Below are 25355 nucleotides of genomic sequence, written 5' to 3' on the forward strand. Positions count from 1 at the left end.
CTAGGACTCTATCCGGTCGTCTTGGAGAACCGAGAATCCCTTGGCTGTCAAGGCGTCGCGTAGTTCCACCCGGTCGTCCAGGGCGACGTTGACGCCTTTCACTTCCTGCCAGACCTCGTGCCCGCGTCCGGCCACAAGGATGGTGTCCCGGGGTCCCGCGAGTTCAACGGCCTGCCGGATGGCGGCGTCGCGCGGGAAGACTTCGAGGATGCGGCACTGAAGCGAACCCTCCTTCTGGGCTTCCAGCGCTCCGGCCAGCACGTCAGCGCGGATTGCGGCAGCGTCCTCGTCATGGGGGTCGTCGTCCGTAACGATGACGGTGTCGGCGAGGGTGGCCGCGATGGCACCCATTGCGGGACGTTTTCCCTGGTCCCGCTGCCCGGTGGCACCAAATACCACAATCAGCCTGGACCCGGGCTGCGGTGACCTCACGGCTTCCAAGGCACGCGCCAGCGCGTCGGTATTGTGGGCAAAATCAACAACAGCGGCCGGCGCCTCGGAAACCAGCTGCATGCGCCCGGGGACGGCGACGGTGAAGGGATCGTGCTCATCGAGGGCCGCCTGGACTGCCGCCACGTCCACACCGCTGGCCAGGACCATCACCGCCGCCAGCGCGGCGTTGGCCACGTTGAAGCTGCCCGGGAGCCCCGTGTGGACGCTCAACGAGGCGCCAGCAGGTCCCGTAAGAGTGAAGTCCGTGCCCAATCCGCGCGCGGCGGCCGCCGTGACCGTCCAGTCGGCGGGAGCCCCGGCCGGTGTGGCCGCGAGCGTCGTGACCGGGATTTCCGTGGAGGCCGCAAGCCGGCGCCCCCATTCGTCGTCGACAGCAACCACTGCACGGCGGGCGCGCTGGGGCGTGAAGAGTTCCGCCTTGGTCTGGAAGTAGTCGTCCATGGTTCCGTGCAGGTCCAGGTGGTCCTGCGTGAGGTTGGTGAAGCCGGCGACATCGAAGACCACCCCGTCCACGCGCTGGAACGACACCGCGTGGGAGGAGACCTCCATTGAGGCCGCGTCGAGCCCGCGCTCCCGCATCAGTGCCAGCAGTGCGTGGACATCCGTCGACTCCGGCGTAGTCAGCAGGCTGGGAATGGGATCCCCGCCGGCGTTGATCTCGATGGTTCCGATAAGGCCCGTCTTCAGGCCGAGGGAACGCAGGAGGGCATTGATGAAGTAGGTGGTGGTTGTTTTGCCGTTGGTTCCGGTAACCCCGAACAGCGTGGGCGTTGCGCCGGCGGCGGGCTGGCTGCCATAGATCACGGCGGACAGCGGCCCCACCACGTTCCGCGGGTTCTCAACCACCAGCACCGGCACTGACGTGTCGGCCGACAGGGCCAGGAGGCGGGCGCCGGCGTCGTCCGTTAAGACCGCCGCTGCCCCGGCATCTATGGCCTGCGCCGCAAAGTCCGCTCCATGCCGAGTGGCCCCAGGAAGCGCGACGTAAAGGTCGCCCGGCTCAATGGCGCGGGAGTTCAAGGAGATCCCGGTGATGCTCACCGATGCCGACGGGCCGGGGACGGCCACACCCACGGACTTGCCGATGCTTGCAAGGCTCACTGCGGAAACGGAAGCGGGCCTGAACCGCCGCGTGGCGGATCCCCCGGCAGCGACAGTGTGGGTGCCGGGGGCATTGTGATCTGACAAAAGGATCTCCGAAAGTGCTAGTGGATCATGCCCGCTTCGATAATGCTCGGTCAGCGGGCGCTGCTGGGCGTGCGGCCGTACTACTTGGCGTACTGCGCCAGCCGTGCCGGTTCACCGGCGGACGGCTGGACGTTGTAGGTGCGCAGCGCCTGGCTCATGACTGACCGGAAGACCGGCCCTTGTGTGATGCCATAGATGCTGCCCTTGGGCCGCTGCAGCACCACCTCAACAATAAACCGCGGATCGTCCATCGGCGCCATGCCAACGATGGACGCGGTGTACCCACAGAATCCTGACTTGCCGTCGTCACAAGGCGATTCCGAGGTCCCGGTTTTGGCACCCACACGGTAGCCATCAATGGCTGCGTCCTTGATCTGCCCTTCTGTGACGGCGCTTTCCAGGATGTCCTGGACTTGCTGTGCGGTGCTCTCGGAGACCACCTGCCGGGAGGGCTGAGGAGCGACTTTCTCTTCGGTTCCGTCCGGTGAAATATAGGAATCGATCAGGCGCGGCTGGAGCATGACGCCGTTGTTGGCAATAGTTTGGAAGGCCCGCACCGTCTGGAGAGTGGACTGCGATACTCCTTGCCCAAACAGCACGGTGTACTCCTGGCGGGCGTCCCACTGGTCCGCCGGCGTGAGGATTCCCGAAGCGGTGGCGGGCAGGCCCACCTCCGGCGCCTCCCCGATGCCGAACTTCTGCAGCCAGTCGTATCGTTGCTCCTTGGTGAGCCGCTGGCCTGCCATGACGGTTCCGGTGTTCATGGACCAGCCGAGGATGCCGGCGAGGGTCCGTTCCTCGGTGCCGTGGGCAAAGGAGTCGCTGAAGGTCTGGCCGTCCACGGTGTACGACGGGGGGAGGGTGAACGTGTCCAGTGGGCTGGACTTTCCTTCCTCAATCAACGCCGCCGCCGTGATCATCTTCTCCACGGAGCCAGGTTCGTACGCTGCGGTCACGGCGCGGACCCCGCGGTCCTTTGCGGCAACCAGGCCTGGGTCATTCGGATCAGGGGAATTGGTATCGGCCATGGCGATAAGGTTGCCGGTCTTGGCATCCATCACGATGATGATTCCCCACTCGGCGCCCAGTTTGTCCGACTGGCTCTGGATGGCCTGCTGCGCAAAATACTGGAGGTCGGAATTGAGGGTGAGTTTGACGTCCTTGCCGTCCTCCGGAGCTGTGAGCTCATCGAGGCCGACAGGGATCCTCAGGCCATCGGCGCCGATCTCGAAAAGCCGCTTGCCGTCCTTGCCTTTCAGCAGCTCATCCTGAGTTTGCTCGATTCCGGCCTGGCCCGTATACCCGTCCTGGAGGAAGCCGATAATGCCGCCGGCCACCGAACCGTTGGGATAGACGCGCTTACTCACGCCCTCGGTGACGATGCCGGGAATCTGCAGCTTGGAGATCCGGTCCTCGACGTCCGGTTTCAGGTCCTTGGCCACAATGTAGTACTTCGATTCGCCAGTAACGGCCTTGCGCAGATCGTCATCGTCCATACCCAAGAGGGCCGCGAGTTCGCGGATGCCCTGCTCCCGGGTCACTTCAACCAACTTGTCCTCGCCCTCGACCAGGCGCCAGAACTTGTCTGTCTTCGTGTTGGTAACCTGGTCCACCACCAAGTTGTAGCGGATCAGGCTGTTGGCAAGGACAACGCCGTTGGAGTCGAGGATGGTTCCACGCTCGGCCGGCAGAACCGTCTGGGTCATCCGCTTGTTCAGCGCCGCTTCGGCCATGCCACCGACATCCAGGCCCTGGACCAGGAAGAGCTTGCCGCCCACCACCAGGAGCAGGGTGAGCATAATACCCAGGCCCAGGCGCAGCCGTCTCGTGGCGTTAGGCACGTTGCCGCTCCTTGCCTTGCCGGTCCTCTGCGCCACCGTGAATTCCTTGCTGCTCGCTGTTGCCTGTCAGTCCCGGCAGCAGTTACTGCCCGGGCGCCTTCTGTTCCGGAGCCGGCACGGAACCACCGTGGAGTTCCACAGCCGGTACCGGGGCAGGGGCTGCGGCCGGCGCCTCCGCCGGAGCCGCGGCGGCCGGCGGAATTGCAGTTGCGGGTTCTTCGGCCACCGGCTTCCGGCTGGCCAGCGGCTCCCCCGTGCTTGGCGGCGGGACCACGGGCAGCTGCCCGGCGACCGCCGGCGCCGGGATGACGGCCCCTGCGGCGCCGCCCTTAACGGCCGGTGTCGCCTTGCCGGTGACGGTCAGTGTTGAAAGATCGATCTGGCCCTTCACCGTGGACGCCACCATTCCCAAGTCTGCAGCCTTCGCTGCCAGGTTCTGGGGAGCTTCGAAGTTTTGAACCTGCTGTGTCAGATCCTGGTTCTGCTTGGTCAGCGCGCTTTGCTTGCCCCGGAGTTCGACGAGCTGGTACTGGGCTGTGGACACCGAGATGTTCAGTACCAGGACCGCGACGAGGGCTATGGCGAGCAACGCAAAGCAGAGGACAACAAACGGCGCTCGGCGCTTCCTGGGTGCGGTGCGCACCACAGAGAGCGGTGTGCGGGCCTTCCGGCCCGGAGCGGGAGAACCCGCCGGGGTCCCGATGGCAGGCGCTGAACTGCCGGAAACGACAGGAAAGTTCTTGACGGCGGCGGTGCTCATGCGGCTCTCCTGGCTCTGATGCGTTCCACGGCGCGCAGCCTTGCTGAGGCAGCACGCGGATTCTCTGCGATCTCGACGGCGGTGGGTACCTCCGTGCCCTTCGTGAGGGTCTTGAGTTCGGCTTTGTGTTCCTCCAGTTCGACCGGAAACCCGAGGGGGGCTGAAGACTTCGAGCCTGCCTGGAACACACCCTTGACGATCTTGTCCTCCAGCGAGTGGTAGGACATGACCACAATGCGTCCACCAAGCGCCGTTGCCTTCACAGCGGCGGGGACTGCGCGTTCCAGGACATCAAGCTCTTCGTTGACCTCGATCCGGAGCGCCTGGAAGGTCCGCTTGGCGGGGTGGCCGCCGGACTTGGCTGCGGCGGCAGGCACCACCGCGCGGATCTGTTCGACGAGTTCCCCGGTGGTGGCAAAGGGCTTCTCCGCACGGGCTGCGACGATCCTGTTGGCAATGCGCCCGGCGAATTTCTCTTCGCCCCATCTGCGGATGATCCGCACAAGTTCGTCTTCGGAGTAGTTGTTGACGACATCTGCCGCCGTCTGCCCCCGGCTGGTGTCCATCCGCATGTCCAAGGGTGCGTCGAAGGAGTAGGCAAAGCCGCGTCCGCGTTCGTCCAGCTGAAGCGAGGAAACGCCCAGGTCCATAAGGATGCCGTGGACTTCACTGACACCGAGGTCTTCAAGGACGTCTGCGATTTCGTCGTAGACAGCGTGGACCAGGTCCGTCCGTGCGGAGAACGGTGCCAGCCTTTCCCCGGCGAGCGCCAGTGCTTCCTCGTCGCGATCAATGCCGATCAGGTGCAGATCCGGGAAGCGCTGCAGCATGGCTTCAGAGTGGCCGCCCATGCCCAGCGTGGCATCGATGGCGATGGGGGTTTCGCCCCTGAGCCTCGCGGCCTCAAAGCCAGGTGCCAGCAAATTGATGCACCGGTCCCGCAGAACCGGCACATGGCGTTCGGACGTCGGCTTCGGCTGATCGTTCATGCCTTCGTCCCTTCCTGCCATGGTTGCCGTGGTGTTGCTTCTTGAGCCAGATCCCCATCCGCGCCTGCCGGCCTGCCCGCCTGGCTCCGGGGAAGTGAGCCAGGTTGGCCGGCCGATGGGCGGCTGGAGATCTCGTTCAAGAAGCTGCCGCCGTTCCATGCCGGCGATCAAAGAATTCCCGGAATGGCGTCGTCGGTTTCAGAGAAGGCTGTTTCCTTCTCTGCCAGGTACTCGTTCCAGGCTTGGGCGTCCCAGATCTCGGCACGGGTTCCTGCGCCGATGACGGCCAGTTCCCTGCCCAGGCCTGCGTACTCCCGGAGCGCTGCCGGAATGGTCACGCGCCCCTGCTTGTCAGGTACCTCGTCCGAGGCTCCAGAGAGAAAAACGCGGATGTAGTCCCGGGCCTGCTTGGAGGAAATAGGCGCCTCCCGCATTTGCTCGTGGACACGTGCAAATTCCTGCTCACTGAAGACGTAGATGCAACGCTCCTGGCCCCTCGTGAGCACCAGGCCGCCGGCAAGTTCCTCGCGGAACTTCGCGGGGAGGATAATTCGTCCCTTTTCGTCCAAACGCGGCGAGTGGGTGCCCAGAAACACTGGCCCACCGCCTGTCTGCTGTCAGGAACTGCACATCCCCTGTGTTGCAACTACCCTCTTATGTCCTCCACATTACTCCACTTTCCCCCACAGTCAACGCAAGATTGGCGTAGATTCCCCCCATTTCCGGGAATTGGGCCTGTAAATCCGGTGATCCGGCGGGTGGTGGAAAGTGGAGGGCCGTTGGCCGCCCGGGAACGTCCCGGGCGGCCACTCTCAGCGCCGCGGTTAAAGCAAAAGACCCGCCGTAGCGGGTCTTTTGCTTGAATTACCTGGTTTTGAATTACTGAGGGCCGATTGACCTGAGCACAGCGGAAGCGGCGTGGTGCGGAATGGAGGACGTTGGTGGCTTAGAGCCTGGCCGATCAGGAGTCGCCGCGGCGCCGTTCGTCCCAGCGCTCTTCAAGGCTGCTCATGAAGGAACTTCGGGACTTGCCCGGCTTACCCGGACGCCCGTCGTGGGACTTGCCCGGTGCCGAGTTGCGCATCGTCGCAAAGTAAACGCCGGCTCCCATCACCACAAACCCCAGGACGCCGACGAAGATAAGGTTGAGCGTGACGCCAACGAGCAGGAGGAAAATCCCTGCGAGGGCGCACAGCACCCCAATCACCATGTGCCTCGTGGACCACGAGCGCCCTGGATCCGAGCCCATGGAATTCGCGAATTTTGGATCGTCCTCGTGCAGCTGCTTTTCCAACTGCTCCAGCAGCTTCTGTTCGTGCTCCGAGAGCGGCATCACGACCTCCTTAAGTAGGCCAACGTCCGGGCTGCGCCCAGTCAAATACTTCTGCTCCGACAACGACCGGCACTCCGCTCAAGTTCCCGTTCCGCCGACGATGGCGGGCGGGAGCGGTGTGTCCAGCCGTTCGCAAACTATGTATATATAAGGATAGTTTGTTGCGGGCCGTTCTGAAAGACAGCAATGACTTTCGGCAAAGGCCTTCCGCCTATGGAAAGACAGCGCTGGGGCGGTGCCTAGGCGGAACCCTTGCCGGAATCCAGCAGGCGTGCCGGAAGCACGGATTTGTTGCCGAATTTGCGGCTCACTTTGTCCAACGCCAGCTCCGCTGCCCGCCAGTTATCGTCCCTGCGGTCCAGGCTGAGCTGCAGGGAGGTCTGGGACGCCTCTTCCAACTGCTCTGCGCGGACCCCCACCAGCCGGACAGACATGCTTCGTTCACCGAGCGACTCCAGGAGCTGGAGTGCCACAGCGTAAATCAGCTGGGTGCTGTCCACCGGAGTGTGCACGGTTCGGCTCCTCGTGATGGTGGAGAAGTCCGCGTATCGCAGCTTCAGGGCCACCGTCCTGGCCACCATTCCGGAACTGCGCAGCCGTTCCGAGGTGCGGTGGGAAAGCCGCAGCAATTCGCGGTGAAGTAAGGCGTTGTCGGCGGTGTCAACCGCAAAGGTTTCCTCTGCTCCGATGCTTTTCTCAAGCCGGACCGGCGTCACAGGACGCGGGTCGATCCCCCATGACAGCCGGTAGACGTGCTCGCCGGTGGCGCCAAGGGACCGCTTCAGGGTGTGCAACGGGGTAGCGGCGAGGTCGGCGACAGTCCTGATCCCCATCCGTGCCAGGACCCCGGCCGTCTTTTCCCCTACGCCCCACAAGGCACCGACAGGCAGCGTGTGAAGATACGGGACGGTTTCCTCCGGCCCGATCAGGAGGAGTCCGTCGGGCTTGCACCGCGTGGATGCGATCTTGGCCACAAACTTGCTTGCGGCAATGCCCACCGAGGCAGTAATGCCCAACTCGGCGGCAACCCGTCGCCTGATCAGTTCGCCGATGTCGCGTGGAGGGCCGAGCCGCCTGATGGCACCGCCCACATCCAGGAAGGCCTCGTCCACGCTGAGCGGTTCCACCAGTTCGGTAACGGATTCAAAAATCCCCATGAGTTGGGCAGAGACCTCGTAGTACAGCTTGTGCCGTGGTTCGATGATGACCGCCTTGGGACACATCCGTGCTGCAATCACCATGGGCATGGCGGACTTCACACCAAACTTGCGGGCCTCGTAGGAAGCGGAAAGCACTACGGAACGGTCCGCGGGATAGCCCACAATGACGGGTTTGCCGCGCAGCTCGGGGCGGGTACGCAATTCCACCAGGACAAAGAATGCATCCATGTCAACATGCATGATGGGCGTGCGGCGAAGCTCCCGAAGACCCGCTTCGGTGTGCTGATTCATCCCGTCCGGCCCCACAAAACAATCCTATCCGTTGGTACTGACTAAACTGGAGGCTGAATCCGGCATCAACACCAGGAGGAAAGTCCCTGTGACGGTCATTGGAAGTCTAAAGCCAACAGGATCGGCCGCCCTCGTGGCCGTCGCAGCGCTGGCACTCGCCGCCTGCAGCCCCGCGGCACCAGGAGTAACCACGCCGTCCTCCGCCACCTCGTCGCAGGCCACCGCCCAGTCCACCGCATCGGCAAGCCCCTCGGCGTCTCCGGGAACCTCCGCGACCGTGGGGGCGCTGGTCGCCGGATTCCCGCAGCAGCTTCTTCCACTCATGCCGGGAGCCACAATCGTTTCCAGCAGCTTTGATAAGGCCGCGACGCCGGCAACAGCCGCCTTGGTGGGAAGCATCACCGCCCCGCCCGCCGCCGTCGTTGAGTTCTACACCAAAGCCCTGGAAGCCCAAAGCTTCAAGGCGGTGCCCGGAGAAACCGTGGGCGACGTGGCATCCAAGGATTTCGTCCGGGGCGACAACGAGACCGTCAACCTTGCGGTGGTGGAAGCCGCGGGCGTTTCCACGTTCACCATCGGCGCCAATGTGGCAGCTGAGTCAGCCAAGTGACGGTCGCCGAGCAGCTGCGGCTTGAACAGACGGGATATGTGGCGGCCGTCGCCGGCGAGCTGACGGATTTCCTCGCGACGCGGCAGTCGGTAATGTCGGCCATTTCTCCAGACATCGACCCCATCATGGGTTCCATCTCCAACCTCGTAACCGGTGGCAAGCGCCTGCGGGCGCTGATGTGCTACTGGGGCTGGCGTGGCGCCGGCGGGGACTCCGGCGCCCAGCAGATTGTGACTGCAGGCTCTGCGCTGGAGCTGTTCCAGGCCGCGGCGCTCATCCATGACGACATCATCGACCGGTCCGACACCAGGCGCGGCGGGCCCAGCGTCCACCGCCGCTTCAGCCAGCTGCATACGGCGCAGGGGTGGGCGCTGGACAGCGAAAGATTCGGTCACGCCGCCGCCATCCTGACGGGCGACCTGTGCCTGTCCTTCAGCGAAGAGGCCTTCACCGACATCGGTGAGAAAGCCGCTTCAGGGAGCCGGGCCAGGCTCATTTTCAATCTCATGCGGGCAGAGGTCATGGCGGGCCAATACCTGGACATCCTGGAAGAGGTAGCCGGACCTGTCAGGGACAGGGCCGGTGCCGTTTCCAGGGCGCAGTCCATTATCCGCTTCAAGTCCGCCAAGTACTCCACGGAACATCCGCTGGCACTCGGCGGGGCGCTGGCAGGAGCATCCAACGAGCTCCTCCGGGGCTATTCTGCCTTTGCCCTTCCCCTGGGAGAGGCATTCCAGCTGCGTGATGACGTCCTGGGCGTCTTCGGCGACCCCGTCACCACGGGCAAGCCGGCCGGTGATGACCTTCGGGAAGGGAAGCGGACTGTCCTGGTGGCGCTGGCCCTGGACCAGGCATCGGCCGAAGAATCCGCCTTCATCGACGCCAAGCTCGGCAGCCCCGATCTCGGCCACGAAGACGTCGCCGAAATCCGCCGCATCATCGAGGACTCCGGCGCCCTCCAGGCCACCGAGGTCCTGATCGGCGAATTCGGGGCAGCGGCGTTTGACGCCCTGGAAGAACTGGAACTTGACGAATTGCCAAAAACGGCGCTGCGCAGATTGGCCGAGGCGACCGTCAGCCGCGCATCCTGAAAACCCGGGTTACCAGGCCAGGGTCTGTGCGCGGCGTCGGATTTCTGTTTTCCGGCCTTCGCGCAGGGCATCAATGGGGCGCCCGCGCAATGATTCATCGGCAGTAAAAAGCCAGACAATCAGGTCCTCGTCCGAATAACCGGCATCGGCCAACACCACAATGGTGCCTTTAAGGCTGTCCACAACGTGACCGTCCTGAATAAATTGCGCGGGGACGGACCGGATCCGGCGTTCTCCCACTCTCAGGGCAGCCAGCGCACGCTCATCAAGGAGACTGTGGACTTTCGTAATTGGAACGTCCAACAACTGCGCGACATCAGGCAAGGGCAGCCACTCGCCAACAAGGCTTTCTACATTACTCACGGATCAAGGTTGCCATGACGTGCACCCCCTCGCCTAGTCGCCGCTATTCCGGCCGGCACGCTGGAAGGCGACACTCCATGAAATTCACCTTGTAAGCCTCAGAACAATTCTTGTGCTATTCGGCGATCCATGAGAGATTCACATAGATCACATTGGTAACAGCAATAACTTAAGTAACACTAGTAGCAGCATTAACACAGGCAACGCCCACCGCACACGCAGTTGAGAAGAGGATTCCTTCCATGACGACGTCCCGCTCGCCACAGCAGCCACCCAGGCCGAGTCTGCCGATGATTGCCGCTACGACGGCGGCGCTCCCTGCGGTTGTTCTGTCGTCACTGGCCCTCGCCCAGCCTGCTGCGGCGCTTACTCCGGCCCGCACCATCCCCGCCACGCTCGCCGCGGCCATGAAGGCGCAAGCAACCGCCGCCACTGCGGCAGTCATTCCGGCGGCCTCGGTTTCGTCAAGCATTCCGTCCGCCTTCCGGCCGGCGCAGCCCGCTGTCCCCGCCGAGTACACGGTTGCGCGGGGTGACACGATCAGCAGCATCGCCGGAAGGCATGGCCTGGACACTTACGAGGTCCTCAGGATTAACAACCTTCAGCCGAACACCATCATTTACCCCGGACAGAAGATCAAGCTATCCGGCACCGGCAGTGCGCCTGCCGCAACCCCGGCCGCTCCGGCACCGGCTGCCCCGTCCGCGTCAGGGGCAACGTATACCGTCAAACCCGGCGACACTCTGAGCGCCATTGCCTCCAAGCACGGAGTGTCCCTCTCGGATGTCTTCGGCTGGAACAGCTTGAACATGCGTTCCATCATTTATCCCGGCCAGAAGATCAAAGTAGGCGCAGGCACGGCGGCCCCCGTTGCCGCGCCTGCACCCTCGCTCCAGCCGGCGTCCGCCCCGGCAGGGCCGGCGCCCGCGGCCCCGGCAGCACCCACCGGTTCCTACACCGTTAAGGCGGGCGACACCCTCAGCGCGATTGCTTCCAAGCACGGGGTCAAGCTCTCTGAGATTCTGTCCGCCAACAAGCTGAACATGTCCAGCATCATTTACCCCGGCAACAAGCTTGTCATCCCCGGGGCGGGCATACAGCCGGCCTCCAGCGAACCGGCAGCCAACACCACTCCATTGGTGCCCAGTTCCTTCCTGGGTTTCACCTACCCCGCAGCTGTCGTCAGCTCGGCCAACGAAAACAAGGCGTTGCTCAACGCCTCCCCCGTTCCTTCGCGGGACCAGATGCGGACTATCGTTGCGGACACCGCACGGAGCATGGGCGTAGCACCGGCGCTTGCCCTGGCTTTTGCCCATCAGGAGTCAGGTTTCGACCAGCGGGCCGTGTCACCTGCGAACGCCATCGGCACCATGCAGGTCATCCCGTCATCCGGCCAGTGGGCTTCCGATCTCGTGGGGCGCAAACTCAACCTGCTCGACCCATACGACAACGCGACAGCCGGGGTGGCCATCATCCGCCAGCTGATCGCTACGAGCAAGGACCGCGACAATGCAATCGCCGGCTACTACCAGGGCCAGTATTCCGTGAGCAAGTACGGCATGTACGACGACACCAAAGCCTACGTGGAAGCAATTAAGGCGCACGAAAAGAACTTCGGGTAGGCCACCACGCCCAGCCCGGTCCCGGAGGGACAAGGGCAAACGGGGTAACGATACGGGTCCGGATCGCATTTCGATTCGGGCCCGTTTCATTGCGGGATTAGGATCGTAGGGTGCAGGAACACGTGTCTGACCGACTTGTTGGAACGCTGGTGGATAACCGCTACGCCGTCCAGTCCAAGCTCGCGCGCGGCGGGATGTCCACCGTTTACCTCGCTACTGATCTGCGTCTGGAGCGCGACGTCGCGCTCAAAGTGCTGCACCCCCATCTTGCCGGTGATGAGACGTTCCTGGGCAGGCTGGGCCGCGAAGCCAAGAGCGCGGCCAGGCTTTCCCATTCGCACGTGGTGGGTGTCCTTGACCAGGGCACCGACGGCCAGACGGCCTACCTCGTCATGGAGTACATCAAAGGCCACACGCTGCGGGACGTCATCAAATCCAAGGGCGCGTTGCCGCCCCGGCTCGCACTCGCACTCATCGATCCCGTCGTCGAAGGACTGGGCGCTGCGCACGCAGCCGGCATGATCCACCGCGACATTAAGCCCGAGAATGTCCTGATCGCCGACGACGGCCGGATCAAAGTGGGCGATTTCGGCCTTGCGCGCGCCGTCACCACGTCCACCAGCACGGGTGCGCTGCTCGGCACTGTGGCCTACCTCTCCCCCGAGCTGGTACTTGGAAAGCAGGCGGACGCCCGAAGCGATGTCTACTCGGTCGGCATCATGCTGTACGAAATGCTCACCGGCCAGCAGCCCTTCACCGGTGAAGTCCCCATCCAGGTCGCGTACCAGCACGTTAACGGCACGGTGGGTCCGCCGTCGGCATTGGTGCCGGGGCTTGCCTCGGAAATCGACGAACTGGTGCAGTGGTGTACGGCCAACGACCCCGAAAACAGACCTGTGGACGGGGTCGCCCTGCTTCAGGAACTCCGCCACATCCGCACCAACCTCACGGACCGCGAACTGGACCTCCAGCCCCCGGCCGCGCTGGAGGCGGGAGCACAGAACCCCACTGAGGTCATCGCCCGCACTAACAACCCCACAACGGTGATGTCACCTTTGGCGCCCCCTGAAAGACAGCCGCGGTTCCAGCCCGCGTCATCGGGGGACCACGCCACCTCGGTCATTCCCGCTGCCCCTTTGCCGCAGCCGTCCGCCGCGGGCGGCCCTTACCCGGACACCACGCCTGCTCCGCTGACCAAACGTGCCCGGCGCAAAGCGGACAAAGAGGCTGAGAGGGCCAGGTCGCGTGCGGCCGCAACACCGCTTAAGACATTACGCGAAGGGAATCCCCGGCGGCGTGGTGCTTTGTGGATGGTCATCCTGATCATCGCCGCCCTGCTGGCCACCGGGGCAGGCTGGTTCTTTGGCATGGGCCCAGGGTCTCCAGGGACCATTCCGGCTGTCGCAAACAAGACAGTCGCGCAGGCCCAGCAACTGCTCAGTGATGCCGGCTTCCAGTCCAGCACCCGCGACGTTTTCCACGACGATGTTCCCTCCGGTCTGGTAGTAGGAACGGAACCCGAAGCCGGAACGGAGATCAGGAAATATCAGCCGGTGGCGCTGTTTGTCTCCAAGGGTCCCCAATTGTTTGAGCTGCCGAAGCTGACCGGCATGACCCTGGACGAAGCCAAATCCGAGCTCAACAGGGCCGAGATGGCCCTTGGCACCATTACCGAGAAGTTCGATGAGGGCGCCGCCGCCGGACTGATCCTCGCCCAGGACCCGGCGCCCGGCAGCCTTGCGCGGCACGGAACGCCCGTTGCCCTGACCGTCTCCAAAGGACCGCAGCCCATTCCAGTACCATCCGTCGTCGGCATGGAAGAGGACGACGCCGTTGACGCCATCGAAGCCGCCGGCCTGAAGGCTGATGTGGCAAAGGAGGAGGTCAATGACCGCAAGGTGCCCAAGGGGTCAGTTGCTGCGCAGTCGCCGTCAAGCGGAACCCTGACGCGGGGCGGCACCGTTACACTGACCATTTCCGACGGCCCCAGGCTGGTGGAGGTTCCCAGCTTCGTCGGCAAGCAGGCCGCTGAAGCACGCCGGGAACTTGAAAAGCTGGGATTTGAGGTCCGCGTGAACAATATCCTCGGCGGCTTCTTCGGAACCGTCCGGGACCAGGATCCCGTTGACGAAGAGGTTCCGGAGGGATCGGTCATTACCCTGACGGTGGTGTAGCCGGACCGGCCGGCCACACCACTGTCAGGTCATGCACGGGCTCAGTGCTTTGCCAGGGCTCCGGCCACCAGGAACGCCATTTCGAGCGACTGCATGTGGTTCAGGCGCGGGTCGCAAACCGACTCGTAGCGGTCCAGGAATGCCTCCTGGTCTATGGGATCGGCCCCGCCAAGGCACTCGGCAACGTCGTCGCCGGTCATCTCGACGTGCAGGCCGCCGGGAACGGTGCCAAGGGCGTGGTGGACTTCGAAGAACCCGCGTACTTCGTCAATGACGTCGTCGAAGTTGCGCGTCTTGTAACCGTTGGGCGACGTGACGGTGTTGCCGTGCATCGGATCGGTAACCCAGAGGACCTGGGCGCCGGAGGCTGTGACCTTTTCGACGACGGCGGGGAGCTTCTCCCGGATGTTCTTCGCGCCCATGCGGGTGATGAACGTGAGTCGTCCAGGCTCCCGCTCGGGGTCCAGCTTGTCGATGAGGCGAAGGGCGTCATCGCCTGTGGTGGAGGGGCCGAGCTTGACGCCAATCGGATTGCGGACCCGTGACAGGAAGTCGATGTGGGCGTGGTCCAGCTCACGGGTGCGCTCCCCGATCCACAGGAAATGGGCTGACGTGTCGTACGGGAACCCGGTGCGGGAGTCGATGCGCGTCAGCGCGCGTTCGTAGTCGAGCAGCAGGGCCTCATGGCTGGCGAAAAACTCCACGCGCTTGAGCGCTTCGAAGTCGGCGCCGCAGGAGGCCATAAACTGGATGGCACGGTCGATGTCCCGGGCCAGCGACTCATAGCGCGCATGAGCCGGGTTTTCTGTAAAGCCCTTGTTCCATTGATGCACCGAGCGCAGGTCCGCGAACCCGCCCTGCGTGAAGGCCCTGATGAGGTTCAGGGTGGATGCCGAGGTGTGGTAGGCCTTCAGCATCCGGGAGGCGTCGTGGCCGCGGGATTCCGGCGTGAAATCGTAGCCGTTGACGATGTCGCCGCGGTATGCCGGGAGCGTTACGCCGTCGCGGGTTTCATCATTCGAGGAACGGGGCTTGGCGAACTGGCCGGCCATCCTGCCCATCTTGATCACGGGCATGGCTGCACCGTAGGTGAGGACCACCGCCATTTGGAGGATGGTCTTGACGCGGGCGCTGATCTTGTCCGCCGTGGCAGCCTCGAAGGTTTCGGCGCAGTCACCGCCCTGAAGAAGGAAGGCTTTGCCCTGGGCGGCGGCGGCCAGCCTTTCGCGCAGGATGTCCACCTCGCCGGCGAAAACCAGCGGCGGCAGCACGGACAGTTCCTTGACCGAAGCGTCGAACACGTCCTTATCCTGCCAGCTGGGCTGCTGGGAGATCGGGAGGTCACGCCAGTCATCAAGGCCCGGATAATTGGCGGCGCCGCTCTGGGCGGTACTGGACAGCGAGAAGGCAGGTTTTGCGGATAGCTCAGTCACCCTCTAAGACTAGTGTCACTGGGGCGCTTCGAACACCTGGCCGTCACGCGCGGGGGCGGCCGGCGTCACATCAACCGGCAGCCGGCGTCCCGTCATCATCCAGGGGCTCCGGTGTGGCAGCGCCGGCGGAATCAGCGCCGGGGGTTTCACCGGCGGGGTCCGCCGCCGGCACGTCCTGCTTGCCCGCGAACTGGAGCTTCACCACGGCGGCATATTCGTCTACGTACTCCTGGCCGGAAAGCCGCATCAGCTCGAACATGATCTCGTCGGTCACTTTGCGTTGGACCAGCCTGTCTTCGGCCTGCCCCTGGTACCTGCTGAAGTCCAGCGGCTCCCCGAAGATCATGCCGATCCTGCGAATATTGGGCAGGCGTTTGCCGATGGGCTGGACCTTGTCCGTTCCGATCATGGCCACGGGGATAACAGGAACCCCGGCCTGCAGTGCCAGCCGTGCCACACCGACCTTGCCGCGGTAGAGACGGGCGTCCGGGCTGCGGGTGCCTTCGGGGTAGATTCCCAGCAGGCCGCCGCCGGTCAGGACGTCCATGCCCGCGCTGAGTGAAACAGCCGACGCCGCGCCGCCGGACCTGTCCATGGGAAGCTGGTTTGTCAGCCGGAAGAACAGGGCCGTCAGCCGGCCCTTGAGTCCGGTTCCGGTGAAGTACTCGGATTTTGCCAGAAAGATCACCGGCCGGGGCACCATGAGTGGCATGAAGATGGAATCGGAAAACGATAGGTGGTTGGAGGCGATGATGGCCGCGCCCTCCGCCGGAACATTGTCCAGGCCTTTGACCCAAGGGCGGAACAGGAGCCGCAGCACAGGACCCAGGAAGATCCTTTTCATGACCCAATAGAACACGTGACGAACCTCTCCGGAAGGCAGCCGGCAAGCCCTCAAGCGGGCAAGGCCGGCATTCCACTGCAACCCTACTCTAGTGAGATTTGTCCCGAACAGTGACACGATGGAGTCATGACAGAAAGCAGCATCCCGCCCCGGCCTGCCGCTTTCAGCTACCCCGGCCACGGACCCAATGCGAAGATCGGGATCGCTATCTGCCACGGGTTTACGGGCAGTCCCCTCAGCGTCCTGCCATGGGCAGAACATCTCGCGTCCCAGGGTTTCGCGGTGTCTGTGCCGCTTCTTCCCGGGCACGGAACGGACTGGAGGCAGCTTGCACGCTCCAACTGGCACGACTGGCAGCGTTCCTTCGAAGCGGCTTACCTGGATCTCGCCGCACGCACGGGGACCTGTTACGTGGGCGGCCTGTCCATGGGCGGAGCCCTCGCTCTGCTGACTGCGTCCCGGCACCCCGTTGCGGGCGTCTCCGTGGTCAATCCCGGCCTGAGTTTCTATGACCGCCGGGTGCGGGTCATCGGAGTGCTCAAGTATTTCCAGCAGACCACGTTGCCCATCCAGGAGGACCAGTCCACTGCAGCTGTCACAGATGACGGCGACTATTCCCGGACCCCCCTGGCTGCCGTTCACCAGCTCAAGAAGCTGTTCAGCGCGGCTATCCGCAGCCTCCCGGGCGTGTCCGCGCCGGTACAGGTGTTCAAGTCACGGACCGACGCCGTGGTTCCACCTTCGTCACTGGCCTTGCTGAAGCGGCGCCTGGGCGGACACCTGGTGGAAGTCGTGGACCTGCACAACAGCAGCCATGTGGCTACCCTGGACGCGGATGCCCCCGAAATTTTTGCGAAATCCACCGCGTTCTTCCTCCAGCATGCCAACCGCCCCATAACGTCGGAGACTTCATGACAGCGCTTCCGGACCACAGCCCGTTCCGCAGTGTCTTTCGCGGTGACGGACCACGCATCGGTGTGGTCCTCTCTCACGGCTTCACCGGCAGCCCGCACGGGCTGCGGGCCTGGGCCACGGCCCTTGCTGAGGCGGGATTTGCCGTGCGGATGCCCTTGCTTCCCGGGCACGGCACAACCTGGCAGGAACTGGCGCGGACACGGTGGACCCAGTGGCACGGCGCCCTCGACGACGCTTACCTGGAGCTCGACGCCGAGTGTGACCATGTTTTCTCTGCTGGTCTGAGCATGGGCGGCGCCCTGGCTTTGCGGATCGCGGCCACGAGGCCCGTTGCCGGAGTCATCCTGGTCAACCCGGGCCTTGTCATTGACGATCCCCGCGCCCCGCTTGCCGGCATCCTGAAGCTGGTTCTCAAAAGCACGCCGGCGATCGCGAACGACATCCTAAAACCCGGCATGGACGAGGGCGCCTACCCGCGGACGCCGGTGGCTGCCGCCCATGAGCTCAACAAGTTGTTCAAGGACACCATCCGGCTTCTCCCCCGGGTCACCGCGCCCGTGCATGTTTTCCGCTCCAGCGTTGACCACGTGGTGTCAGACTCAAGCATGGTGGTACTGCGCCGGGGCCTTACCAATGCGCCGCTGGAACTGACGCGGCTGGAGAACAGTTACCACGTGGCAACCCTGGACCACGACGCAGACCAGATCTTCGAAGGCTCCGTGGAGTTCATCCGTTCGGTTATCCGGGACTCGGCGCCGGCGGAGAACAGCCACGCGGCGCCAGTCCAGCAAGCGCCTGCCGGCAGCCAGGAGGGCACCGCCAATGACTAAGCCCGATCCCGGTTCCCCGGACCCAAGTGCCAACCAGGACGACGCCGTCTGGCTGGATCTTGTAGCGCGCCTGGAAGGGAACCCTCCCGGCCACGCAGCAAGCCCGCCGGCCGATGCCGATACACGGAGTCCGGCTGCTGGAACAGGTTCCGCGGCCAGCCCTGCCCCCGGCACTGCAGGCCCGGCGAAAACAGGCAGCGGCGCCAGTTTCCGGGACTTTGACCCGTTGGGGCTGGCACCCTCCGCGCCGACCGAACCGTCAGCAGCCGAGCGGCTGGCTGCCGCATCCGTTGGAACTCCGGGGAGCGCTGAGGATCCTGGGCAAGGCCCTCGGGACTACGCTGTGGACAGCGATGACGGCGGCTTTGTGCCCGAGGATCCTCCGAGCCTGGCCGGGACAGACCCGCTGACAATGCTCGCGTGGCTGGGCGCCGTGGGGGGCCCGGTGGCTCTGCTTCTGTCCGCGATGTTCTGGCGGACGGCGCCCCTGTTGGCGATCCTGGGCATTGTGGCGGTGTTCATCCTGTCCGTGGTTTACCTGATCATGAAGCTTCCCCAGGAAAAGGACGAGAACGACGACGGCGCCCGGGTCTAGGCGGAGTTCTTCCGGATGGTCAACTGCGCATCCGGCTGCTGACCCGGGATAAGTCTGCTGCCCCGATGAGCCCAGCGTTGGGTCCCAGTGCGGCGAGTACGATCCCGGCTGCCGGGCGGAAGCCCCTGCCGGTGAGGTTCCTGGCGAATGCTTTCCGTGCCGGCTCCACCAACAGGTCTCCGGCGGAGCAGAGCCCGCCACCAATGACAAACAGGCCGGGATCCAGCGCAGCTGCCAGGTTGGCAAGGCCAAGGCCCAGCCAGTCCCCCACTTCATCCAGGAGTTCCCGTGAGGCGGCGTCGCCGGCCAGGGCAAGGTCCGTAACGATCGCCCCGGTGATTGCCGCGGCATGTCCGTCAACAGCCGCAATCAGCTCCTGGGCCACGGGTGAGTTCGCCCGGGCGAGAATCCGTGCCTCCCTGCCCAGCGCGTTGCCGGAGGCATACTGCTCCCAGCAACCCCTGTTACCGCACTCGCACCGGTGGCCTCCCGGCATGATGATCTGGTGGCCGAACTCCCCTGCCACGCCAAAACGTCCGCGCTCGACCCGCCCGTCCAGTACCATCGCGCCGCCGATTCCTGTTCCCAGCGTGATGCAGACGAGCCGGCTCTCGCCCTGCCCTGCACCAAAGCGCCATTCGGCCCAGGCCGCGGCGTCGGCGTCGTTGGTGAGCAGGACCGGCCTGCGCAGTAGGCGTTGGAGGTTTTCCCTCAGGGGCTCGTTGCGCCAGGCGAGGTGGGGGCTGAACAGGACCGTTCCGCCGTCGAGATCCATCCACCCTGCCGCACCAATGCCCACCGACCAGATACGGTGCCCCGCACCCAGCTCTTCAACAAGCTCGACAATGACGCGCTCCACAGCCCTGGGATCGCTTCCCGGAGTGGAGCGCCGCGCTTCGCTCAGGATCCTGCCGTCGGCATCCACCACCCCGGCCGCCACCTTGGTCCCGCCGATATCGATGCCGATGGCAAGGCCCTTGCGGCCGAGCCGGAGGTGCTCACGGAAGGTTGTCCCCTGCCGTGTGCGGGCAGGAAGGGCGGGAGGCCGCCGGTTCCAGGGCGCCGGGCGTCGAAGGCTGCCGTTCTGTACGCCGGGGGGCGGTTCATACATAGTTCCTCATTCTAGGCCGACGAATGCTGCCTCCCAGGCATGCACGCGCTCCGCTGAGCCCTCTGCGTTGACTAGTAAGTTACTCGCCAGTAGGTTGATTACTGCACTGCCGGGTACAGGGGTACTAGTGTTAGACATACCCTGTCCGGGCCTACGGATATCAAAGGAGCTATAGTGCGCGAATTCAGCGTTCCGCCGCTGGTTGTTGTCCCATCTGAAACCAACATCACCGACCTCGTGCTGCGACAGGCAGCCAAACCCAGCAACCCTTCGCTTTTCTCGCGGCTGGACTCTGCAGGCGCCTGGCAGGACGTGTCCGCCAAGGACTTCCTGGCCGATGTCCAGGCGCTGGCCAAAGGCCTGATCGCCAGCGGAGTCAACGCCGGGGACAGGGTGGGAATCATGTCCCGCACGCGGTATGAGTGGGCTTTGGTCGACTTCGCCATCTGGTTCGCCGGCGGCGTCTCGGTACCGATCTACGAGACCTCGTCCCCGTCACAGGTTGCCTGGAACCTGGGCGACTCCGGTGCGGTGGCTGCGTTCGGCGAAGCCGCCCACCATGAGGACATCATCCGGCAGGCGGCCACCTCCGAAGGCCTGACGGCCCTGCAGCACGTGTGGCAGCTTGAAGGCCGCGGCCTCGACGCCGTCCGCGAAGCAGGGCGGGAGGTCAGTGACGCCGACCTCGAAGCCCGACGCAGTGCCGCCAACCTCGACGACACCGCCACCATTATCTACACCTCGGGAACCACGGGCCGGCCCAAGGGCTGCGAGCTCACGCATGGCAACTTCGTGGAGCTCTCTGACAACGCCCTGGCCATCATCGGCGAGATTGTGCATGAGAACGCCAAGACCATCATGTTCCTGCCGCTGGCGCACGTGTTCGCGCGCTTCATCTCCGTCCTGGCCATGGCCGCCGGAACCACCGTGGCGCACACGCCGGACATCAAGAACCTGCTGGCTGACCTGCAGAGCTACGAGCCCACGTTCATCCTGGCCGTTCCCCGTGTCTTCGAGAAGGTCTACAACTCGGCGCTGACCAAAGCCGAGGACGCAGGCAAGGGGGCAATCTTCCACAAGGCAGCCGACACTGCCATTGCCTTCTCCAAAGCACGGCAGGGCGGGCACGTCGGACTCGGCCTGAAGCTCCGCCATGCACTGTTCGACAAGCTGGTCTACAGCAAGCTGCGCGCCGCCATGGGCGGGCATGTTGCGCACGCGGTGTCCGGCGGCGGACCGCTCGGCGAACGGCTGGGCCACTTCTTCCAGGGCATCGGCCTGCAAGTGCTCGAGGGCTACGGCCTCACCGAGACCACCGCGCCCGTCACCGTGAACACCCCGTCCCGGATCAAGATCGGATCAGTAGGCAAGCCGCTGCCGGGCAACTCGGTGAAGATCGCCGAGGACGGCGAGATCCTCGCCAAGGGCGTGTGCGTGATGCGTGGTTACTACAAACGCGAAGACCTGACCAGCGAGACCTTCACCGACGGCTGGTTCCGCACCGGCGATATCGGCCGCCTGGACGAGGACGGCTTCGTCTGGATCACGGGACGCAAGAAGGAAATCATCGTCACCGCCGGCGGCAAGAACGTGATCCCCGCCCTCCTGGAGGACCAGATCCGCGCCGATGCTCTGGTCTCCCAGGTCCTGGTGGTCGGCGACAACCGGCCGTTTATCGGTGCGCTGGTCACCCTGGACCAGGAGGCGCTCCCCGGCTGGCTGCAGCGCCATGGCCTGCCGAACACCACCACGCTCGACGAGGCCGTGGAGCATCCTGTGGTGAAGGCTGCCGTCCAGGACCTCATCACCCATGCGAACAACTCCGTGTCGCAGGCTGAGGCCATCAAGTCCTTCCGAATCGTGGCCGCCGACTTCACCGAAGCGTCAGGCCACCTGACGCCGTCCATGAAGGTCAAGCGGGCCCAGGTGATGAAGGACTTCGACACCGTCATCGAAGAGATGTATGCCGCACCACGTCAGTGATGTGCAGTGAACGTTTTTGACCGCAAGTGAAAAGGTCCTCCCGGCTCAAGCCGGGAGGACCTTTTCAGTTGCCGCGGTTACGTCGGAGTAGCCGCTACTCTACGACCAGGAGGAGATCCCCGCCCTGGACCTGTTCAACGGCAGAGATGGCAAGGCGGGAGACCTTGCCGCCGACCGGCGTCGTGATGGATGCTTCCATCTTCATGGCCTCGATAGTGGCAACAGTGTCACCGGCGTTGACCGTGTCTCCTGCCTTGACGGTGACGGTAACCGCACCGGCGAACGGCGCGGCGACGTGGCCCTGCTGGGCGGGGTCCGCTCTCTCGGCGGCTTTGACGTTGCTGACCACGGAACGGTCGCGTACGACGACGGGACGGGACTGCCCGTTGAGCGTGCACATAACAGTGCGCATGCCCTTTTCGTCGGGCTCGGAGACTGCTTCCAGCGAGGCGATCAGGCGGACACCCTTTTCCAACTGGATCTCGTGCTCCTGCCCGCGCTGCAGGCCGTACAGGTAATCCCTGGTGTCCAGCACCGAGATGTTTCCGTAGGTTTCCACGCTCTTGAGGTAGTCCTTCGTGGGGCCCTCGAAGAGCAGGCGGTTCAGCGTACCCTGGCGGGTCTTGGAATCGCCCTGAAGCGCGGCGCTGTCCTCTGCACTGAGCTCAACGTCGCGGACCTTGATGCTGCGGCCCTGCAGGGCCTTGGTCCGGAACGGTTCCGGCCAGCCTCCCGGCGGGTCGCCGAGTTCGCCGGACAGGAATCCGATGACGGAATCGGGGATGTCATAGTTCTGCGGGTTCTCGTTGAAGTCCGCAGGGTCGGCGTTCAGTCCAACCAGGTGGAGCGCAAGGTCTCCCACCACCTTGGAAGAAGGCGTGACCTTCACCAGGCGGCCGAGGATGCGGTCCGCCGCCGTGTACATGTCCTCGATGGCTTCGAATTGCTCCCCAAGGCCCAGCGCCATGGCCTGCTGGCGGAGGTTGGACAGCTGCCCGCCCGGGATCTCGTGCTGGTAAACCCGGCCGGTGGGGCCCGGCAGGCCCGACTCGAACGGCGCGTACACACGCCGCACGGCCTCCCAGTAGGGCTCCAGGGAGCTCACGGCTGCCAAGCTCAGCCCAGTGTCACGCGGCGTGTGGGCCAGCGCAGCCACCAAGGCCGAAGCCGAAGGCTGGCTGGTGGTTCCGGCCAGCGATGCGGACGCGACATCCACCGCGTCCACGCCCGCGTCGACAGCTGCCAGCAGCGTGGCCAGCTGGCCACCAGCGGTGTCGTGGGTGTGCAGGTGGACCGGCAGGTCGAATTTCCCGCGGAGCGCGGCAACCAGCTTCGCTGCAGCCGCAGGGCGGAGCAGGCCGGCCATGTCCTTGATGGCAAGGATGTGAGCGCCGGCGTCCACAATCCGCTGGGCGAGCTCGAGGTAGTAGTCCAGCGTGTAGAGCTTCTCGTCCGGATCCAGCATGTCGCCGGTGTAGCACAGGGCTACTTCGGCGACAGCCGTGCCGGTGGCCCGGACTGCGCGGATGGCCGGCGCCATCTGGTTGACGTCATTCAGGGCATCGAAGATCCGGAAGATGTCGATGCCGGTGGCGGCTGCCTCGTTAACAAAGGCTTCCGTGACCTCTTCGGGGTACGGGGTGTACCCCACAGTATTGCGGCCGCGGAGCAGCATCTGGAGGCAGACGTTCGGCAGCGCCTTCCGAAGGGCAGCGAGGCGGTCCCACGGGTCTTCGCCGAGGAAGCGCAGCGCAACGTCGTAGGTGGCACCACCCCAGGCCTCAACGGACAGCAGCTCCGGGAGGAGGGCGGTGACGGCCGGGCCGGCCGCCACCAGGTCCCGCGTCCGGACGCGTGTGGCGAGCAGGGACTGGTGGGCGTCACGGAAGGTTGTGTCCGTGACAGCAACTGCTGTCTGCTCACGCAGAGACCTGGCGAAGCCTTCCGGCCCCAGTTCCAGAAGCCGCTGGCGGGAACCCGGCACGGGTTGCGTGCCTGCGACGGAAGGCAGCTTGGAGGCAGGGTTGGAGTGGACGGTGAGCTCGCCGTTGGGCTTGTTCACCGTGACCTCTGCCAGCCAGGTCAGCAGCTTGGTGCCGCGGTCGGCGGAAACCCGGGCCTTCAGGAGCTGGGGCCGCTCGTCGATGAAGTTGGTGGCGACGTTGCCGGCAATGAAGTCGGCATCGTCCAGCACGGCCTGCAGGAAGGAGATGTTGGTGGAGACCCCACGGATGCGGAATTCGGCGAGGGCACGCCGGGCTCGGGCGACGGCAGCAGGGTAATCCCGGCCCCGGCACGTCAGCTTCACCAGCATGGAGTCAAAGTGTGGGCTGATCTCGGCACCCGAGTAGACGGTGCCGCCGTCGAGCCTTACGCCGGCGCCGCCGGCCGAGCGGTAGCCGGTGATCTTTCCGACGTCGGGGCGGAAGCCGTTGGCGGGGTCCTCGGTGGTGATGCGGGACTGCAGCGCCGCACCCTTGAGCTGCACAGTCTCCTGGGACAGGCCCAGGTCGGCGAGCGTTTCACCGGAGGCAATCCGCAGCTGCGCCTGGACCAGGTCCACGTCCGTGACTTCTTCGGTGACGGTGTGCTCCACCTGGATGCGCGGGTTCATTTCGATGAACACGTGCTGCCCGGCCCGTTCACCCACGGTGTCAACCAGGAACTCGACCGTTCCGGCGTTGACGTAGTTCAGGGCCTTGGCGAACTTGACCGCGTCCCGGTAGAGCGCCTGGCGGATCCCCTCGTCAAGGTTGGGGGCCGGGGCAATTTCGATAACCTTCTGGTGGCGCCGCTGGATGGAACAGTCACGCTCAAAGAGGTGCATGACATTGCCTTCGGCATCGGCGAGGATCTGGACCTCAATGTGCCGCGGCCGGAGGACGGCCTGCTCCAGGAACATGGTGGGGTCACCGAACGCTGCGTCTGCCTCACGCATGGCCGACTGCAGGGCTTCAGGAAGGGCTTCGCGTGTGTCCACCCGGCGCATGCCCCGCCCGCCTCCACCTGCTACGGCCTTGGCGAAAATGGGGAACCCGATTTCGTCGGCAGCGGCGATGAGCTGATCGAGGTCCTTCGACGGCTGGCTGGACTTCAGGACCGGGACCCCGGCTTTCCGTGCAGCTTCCAGCGCGGCGACCTTGTTACCGGCCAGCTCCAGGACCTCGGCCGGCGGACCAACGAACGTGATGCCTGCTTCCTTCGCGGCGCGTGCCAGGTCCGGGTTCTCGGACAGGAATCCGTAGCCAGGGTAAATAGCGTCGGCCCCGGACTCCTTGGCCACGCGGAGCACCTCTGCCACGTCAAGGTAAGCCCTGACAGGATGGCCTTCCTCACCGATCAGATAAGCCTCGTCGGCCTTCTGGCGGTGGATCGAGTTACGGTCCTCGTTCGGAAAAACAGCAACGGTCTTGGCGCCCAGCTCGTAGCCGGCGCGGAATGCCCTGATCGCGATTTCGCCGCGGTTGGCCACCAGAATCTTGGAAAACATACTTCTCCTGCATCATTGCGGGTGTATCGGTAAGTGGTCACAGTGTCTAAGACCCGCGCTTAGAAATACAAATCATTGTGGCCACCGTCACAGAAGTTACCGTCATGTCCCGGAGGTTTATCCGGGACGGTCGGGACCAACCGTTGCCATCATGCCAAAGTGCCATGCCGACGCCCGATAAAACAGGAATCGCCGGCGCATCAACATATGATGAGTAGGGCGGCAGGAGCCGCCCGGCTTCGGCACTGCCGGAGCAAACATTACCCCCAACACGGCAGC

The 25355-nt window shown here is 64.5% G+C and carries 20 protein-coding genes; 8 read left to right on the top strand and 12 right to left on the bottom strand.

All coding sequences use genetic code 11. The annotated features are described in order from the left end of the window. The 7 genes from AU175_RS03200 to dinB all read right to left on the bottom strand — a co-directional run bounded on the left by AU175_RS03200 (position 1) and on the right by dinB (position 8015). Positions 1–1641 (bottom strand): UDP-N-acetylmuramoyl-L-alanyl-D-glutamate--2,6-diaminopimelate ligase, encoded by a 1641-nt coding sequence (locus AU175_RS03200; RefSeq protein WP_066285783.1) that lies wholly within the window; start codon positions 1639–1641, stop codon positions 1–3. Positions 1642–1721: 80 nt separating this feature from the next. Next, positions 1722–3518, bottom strand: a complete 1797-nt coding sequence (locus AU175_RS03205) for a peptidoglycan D,D-transpeptidase FtsI family protein (RefSeq protein ID WP_066285785.1) — start codon at positions 3516–3518, stop codon at positions 1722–1724. A 46-nt stretch (positions 3519–3564) separates the two neighbouring features. Beyond that, positions 3565–4242, bottom strand: coding sequence for a hypothetical protein (locus tag AU175_RS03210; RefSeq protein WP_066285787.1), 678 nt, complete (start codon positions 4240–4242; stop codon positions 3565–3567). Beyond that, a complete protein-coding gene (gene rsmH, locus AU175_RS03215; protein ID WP_066285790.1) occupies positions 4239–5231 on the bottom strand; it encodes a 16S rRNA (cytosine(1402)-N(4))-methyltransferase RsmH in 993 nt (330 codons plus the stop codon). The genes AU175_RS03210 and rsmH overlap by 4 nt, the downstream gene beginning before the upstream one ends. Positions 5232–5398: 167 nt before the next feature. After that, complete coding sequence (gene mraZ, locus AU175_RS03220; protein ID WP_066285792.1) at positions 5399–5827, bottom strand: division/cell wall cluster transcriptional repressor MraZ; 429 nt, start codon at positions 5825–5827, stop codon at positions 5399–5401. Between the two features lie 365 nt (positions 5828–6192). Next, positions 6193–6564, bottom strand: a complete 372-nt coding sequence (locus tag AU175_RS03225; protein WP_066285794.1) for a DUF3040 domain-containing protein — start codon at positions 6562–6564, stop codon at positions 6193–6195. A 239-nt stretch (positions 6565–6803) separates the two neighbouring features. Beyond that, positions 6804–8015, bottom strand: a complete 1212-nt coding sequence (gene dinB, locus AU175_RS03230) for a DNA polymerase IV (protein ID WP_066290463.1) — start codon at positions 8013–8015, stop codon at positions 6804–6806. 88 nt (positions 8016–8103) lie between these two features. Here dinB and AU175_RS03235 point away from each other — a divergent pair, with 88 nt between their 5' ends. Together AU175_RS03235 and AU175_RS03240 are read left to right on the top strand one after the other, a co-directional pair. Beyond that, the gene (locus AU175_RS03235) at positions 8104–8625 is read left to right on the top strand and encodes a hypothetical protein (protein ID WP_066285796.1); all 522 of its coding nucleotides are present in this window, start codon (positions 8104–8106) and stop codon (positions 8623–8625) included. After that, a complete protein-coding gene (locus AU175_RS03240) occupies positions 8622–9716 on the top strand; it encodes a polyprenyl synthetase family protein (RefSeq protein ID WP_066285797.1) in 1095 nt (364 codons plus the stop codon). Before AU175_RS03235 ends, AU175_RS03240 begins: the two co-directional genes overlap by 4 nt. A gap of 9 nt (positions 9717–9725) precedes the next feature. On the opposite strand, the gene AU175_RS03245 is transcribed toward AU175_RS03240, so the two are convergent. Continuing rightward, positions 9726–10079, bottom strand: a complete 354-nt coding sequence (locus AU175_RS03245) for an Rv2175c family DNA-binding protein (protein ID WP_066285802.1) — start codon at positions 10077–10079, stop codon at positions 9726–9728. A gap of 242 nt (positions 10080–10321) precedes the next feature. Between AU175_RS03245 and AU175_RS03250 the strand changes: the two genes are divergently transcribed. Both AU175_RS03250 and pknB read left to right on the top strand, forming a co-directional pair. Next, positions 10322–11701, top strand: coding sequence for a lytic transglycosylase domain-containing protein (locus AU175_RS03250; RefSeq protein WP_066285804.1), 1380 nt, complete (start codon positions 10322–10324; stop codon positions 11699–11701). A gap of 110 nt (positions 11702–11811) precedes the next feature. Continuing rightward, the gene (pknB, locus tag AU175_RS03255) at positions 11812–13875 is read left to right on the top strand and encodes a Stk1 family PASTA domain-containing Ser/Thr kinase (RefSeq protein ID WP_066285806.1); all 2064 of its coding nucleotides are present in this window, start codon (positions 11812–11814) and stop codon (positions 13873–13875) included. A 41-nt stretch (positions 13876–13916) separates the two neighbouring features. Here the strand turns inward: pknB and AU175_RS03260 are convergent, their stop codons facing one another. Together AU175_RS03260 and AU175_RS03265 are read right to left on the bottom strand one after the other, a co-directional pair. Then, positions 13917–15308 (bottom strand): class II 3-deoxy-7-phosphoheptulonate synthase, encoded by a 1392-nt coding sequence (locus AU175_RS03260; protein ID WP_066285807.1) that lies wholly within the window; start codon positions 15306–15308, stop codon positions 13917–13919. A gap of 70 nt (positions 15309–15378) precedes the next feature. Beyond that, complete coding sequence (locus AU175_RS03265) at positions 15379–16167, bottom strand: lysophospholipid acyltransferase family protein (protein ID WP_066285810.1); 789 nt, start codon at positions 16165–16167, stop codon at positions 15379–15381. A gap of 111 nt (positions 16168–16278) precedes the next feature. Between AU175_RS03265 and AU175_RS03270 the strand changes: the two genes are divergently transcribed. From AU175_RS03270 to AU175_RS03280, 3 genes are read left to right on the top strand one after another with little or no spacing between them, the layout of a single operon-like run. Next, a complete protein-coding gene (locus tag AU175_RS03270; RefSeq protein ID WP_066285812.1) occupies positions 16279–17067 on the top strand; it encodes an alpha/beta hydrolase in 789 nt (262 codons plus the stop codon). After that, entirely contained in the window at positions 17064–17897 is an 834-nt protein-coding gene (locus tag AU175_RS03275) for an alpha/beta hydrolase (RefSeq protein ID WP_066285813.1), read from the top strand. The genes AU175_RS03270 and AU175_RS03275 overlap by 4 nt, the downstream gene beginning before the upstream one ends. Further along, the gene (locus AU175_RS03280; protein WP_066285814.1) at positions 17890–18492 is read left to right on the top strand and encodes a hypothetical protein; all 603 of its coding nucleotides are present in this window, start codon (positions 17890–17892) and stop codon (positions 18490–18492) included. Before AU175_RS03275 ends, AU175_RS03280 begins: the two co-directional genes overlap by 8 nt. 19 nt (positions 18493–18511) lie before the next feature. On the opposite strand, the gene AU175_RS03285 is transcribed toward AU175_RS03280, so the two are convergent. Then, positions 18512–19603, bottom strand: coding sequence for an ROK family glucokinase (locus tag AU175_RS03285; RefSeq protein ID WP_066285816.1), 1092 nt, complete (start codon positions 19601–19603; stop codon positions 18512–18514). Between the two features lie 174 nt (positions 19604–19777). On the opposite strand from AU175_RS03285, the gene AU175_RS03290 reads away from it, so the two are divergent. Continuing rightward, entirely contained in the window at positions 19778–21586 is a 1809-nt protein-coding gene (locus tag AU175_RS03290; RefSeq protein WP_066285818.1) for an AMP-dependent synthetase/ligase, read from the top strand. 94 nt (positions 21587–21680) lie between these two features. Here the strand turns inward: AU175_RS03290 and AU175_RS03295 are convergent, their stop codons facing one another. Further along, complete coding sequence (locus AU175_RS03295; protein ID WP_066285820.1) at positions 21681–25076, bottom strand: pyruvate carboxylase; 3396 nt, start codon at positions 25074–25076, stop codon at positions 21681–21683. Positions 25077–25355: the final 279 nt, after the last annotated feature.

Source organism: Arthrobacter sp. B6 (genome assembly GCF_001663775.1).
Taxonomy (GTDB): Bacteria; Actinomycetota; Actinomycetes; order Actinomycetales; family Micrococcaceae; genus Arthrobacter.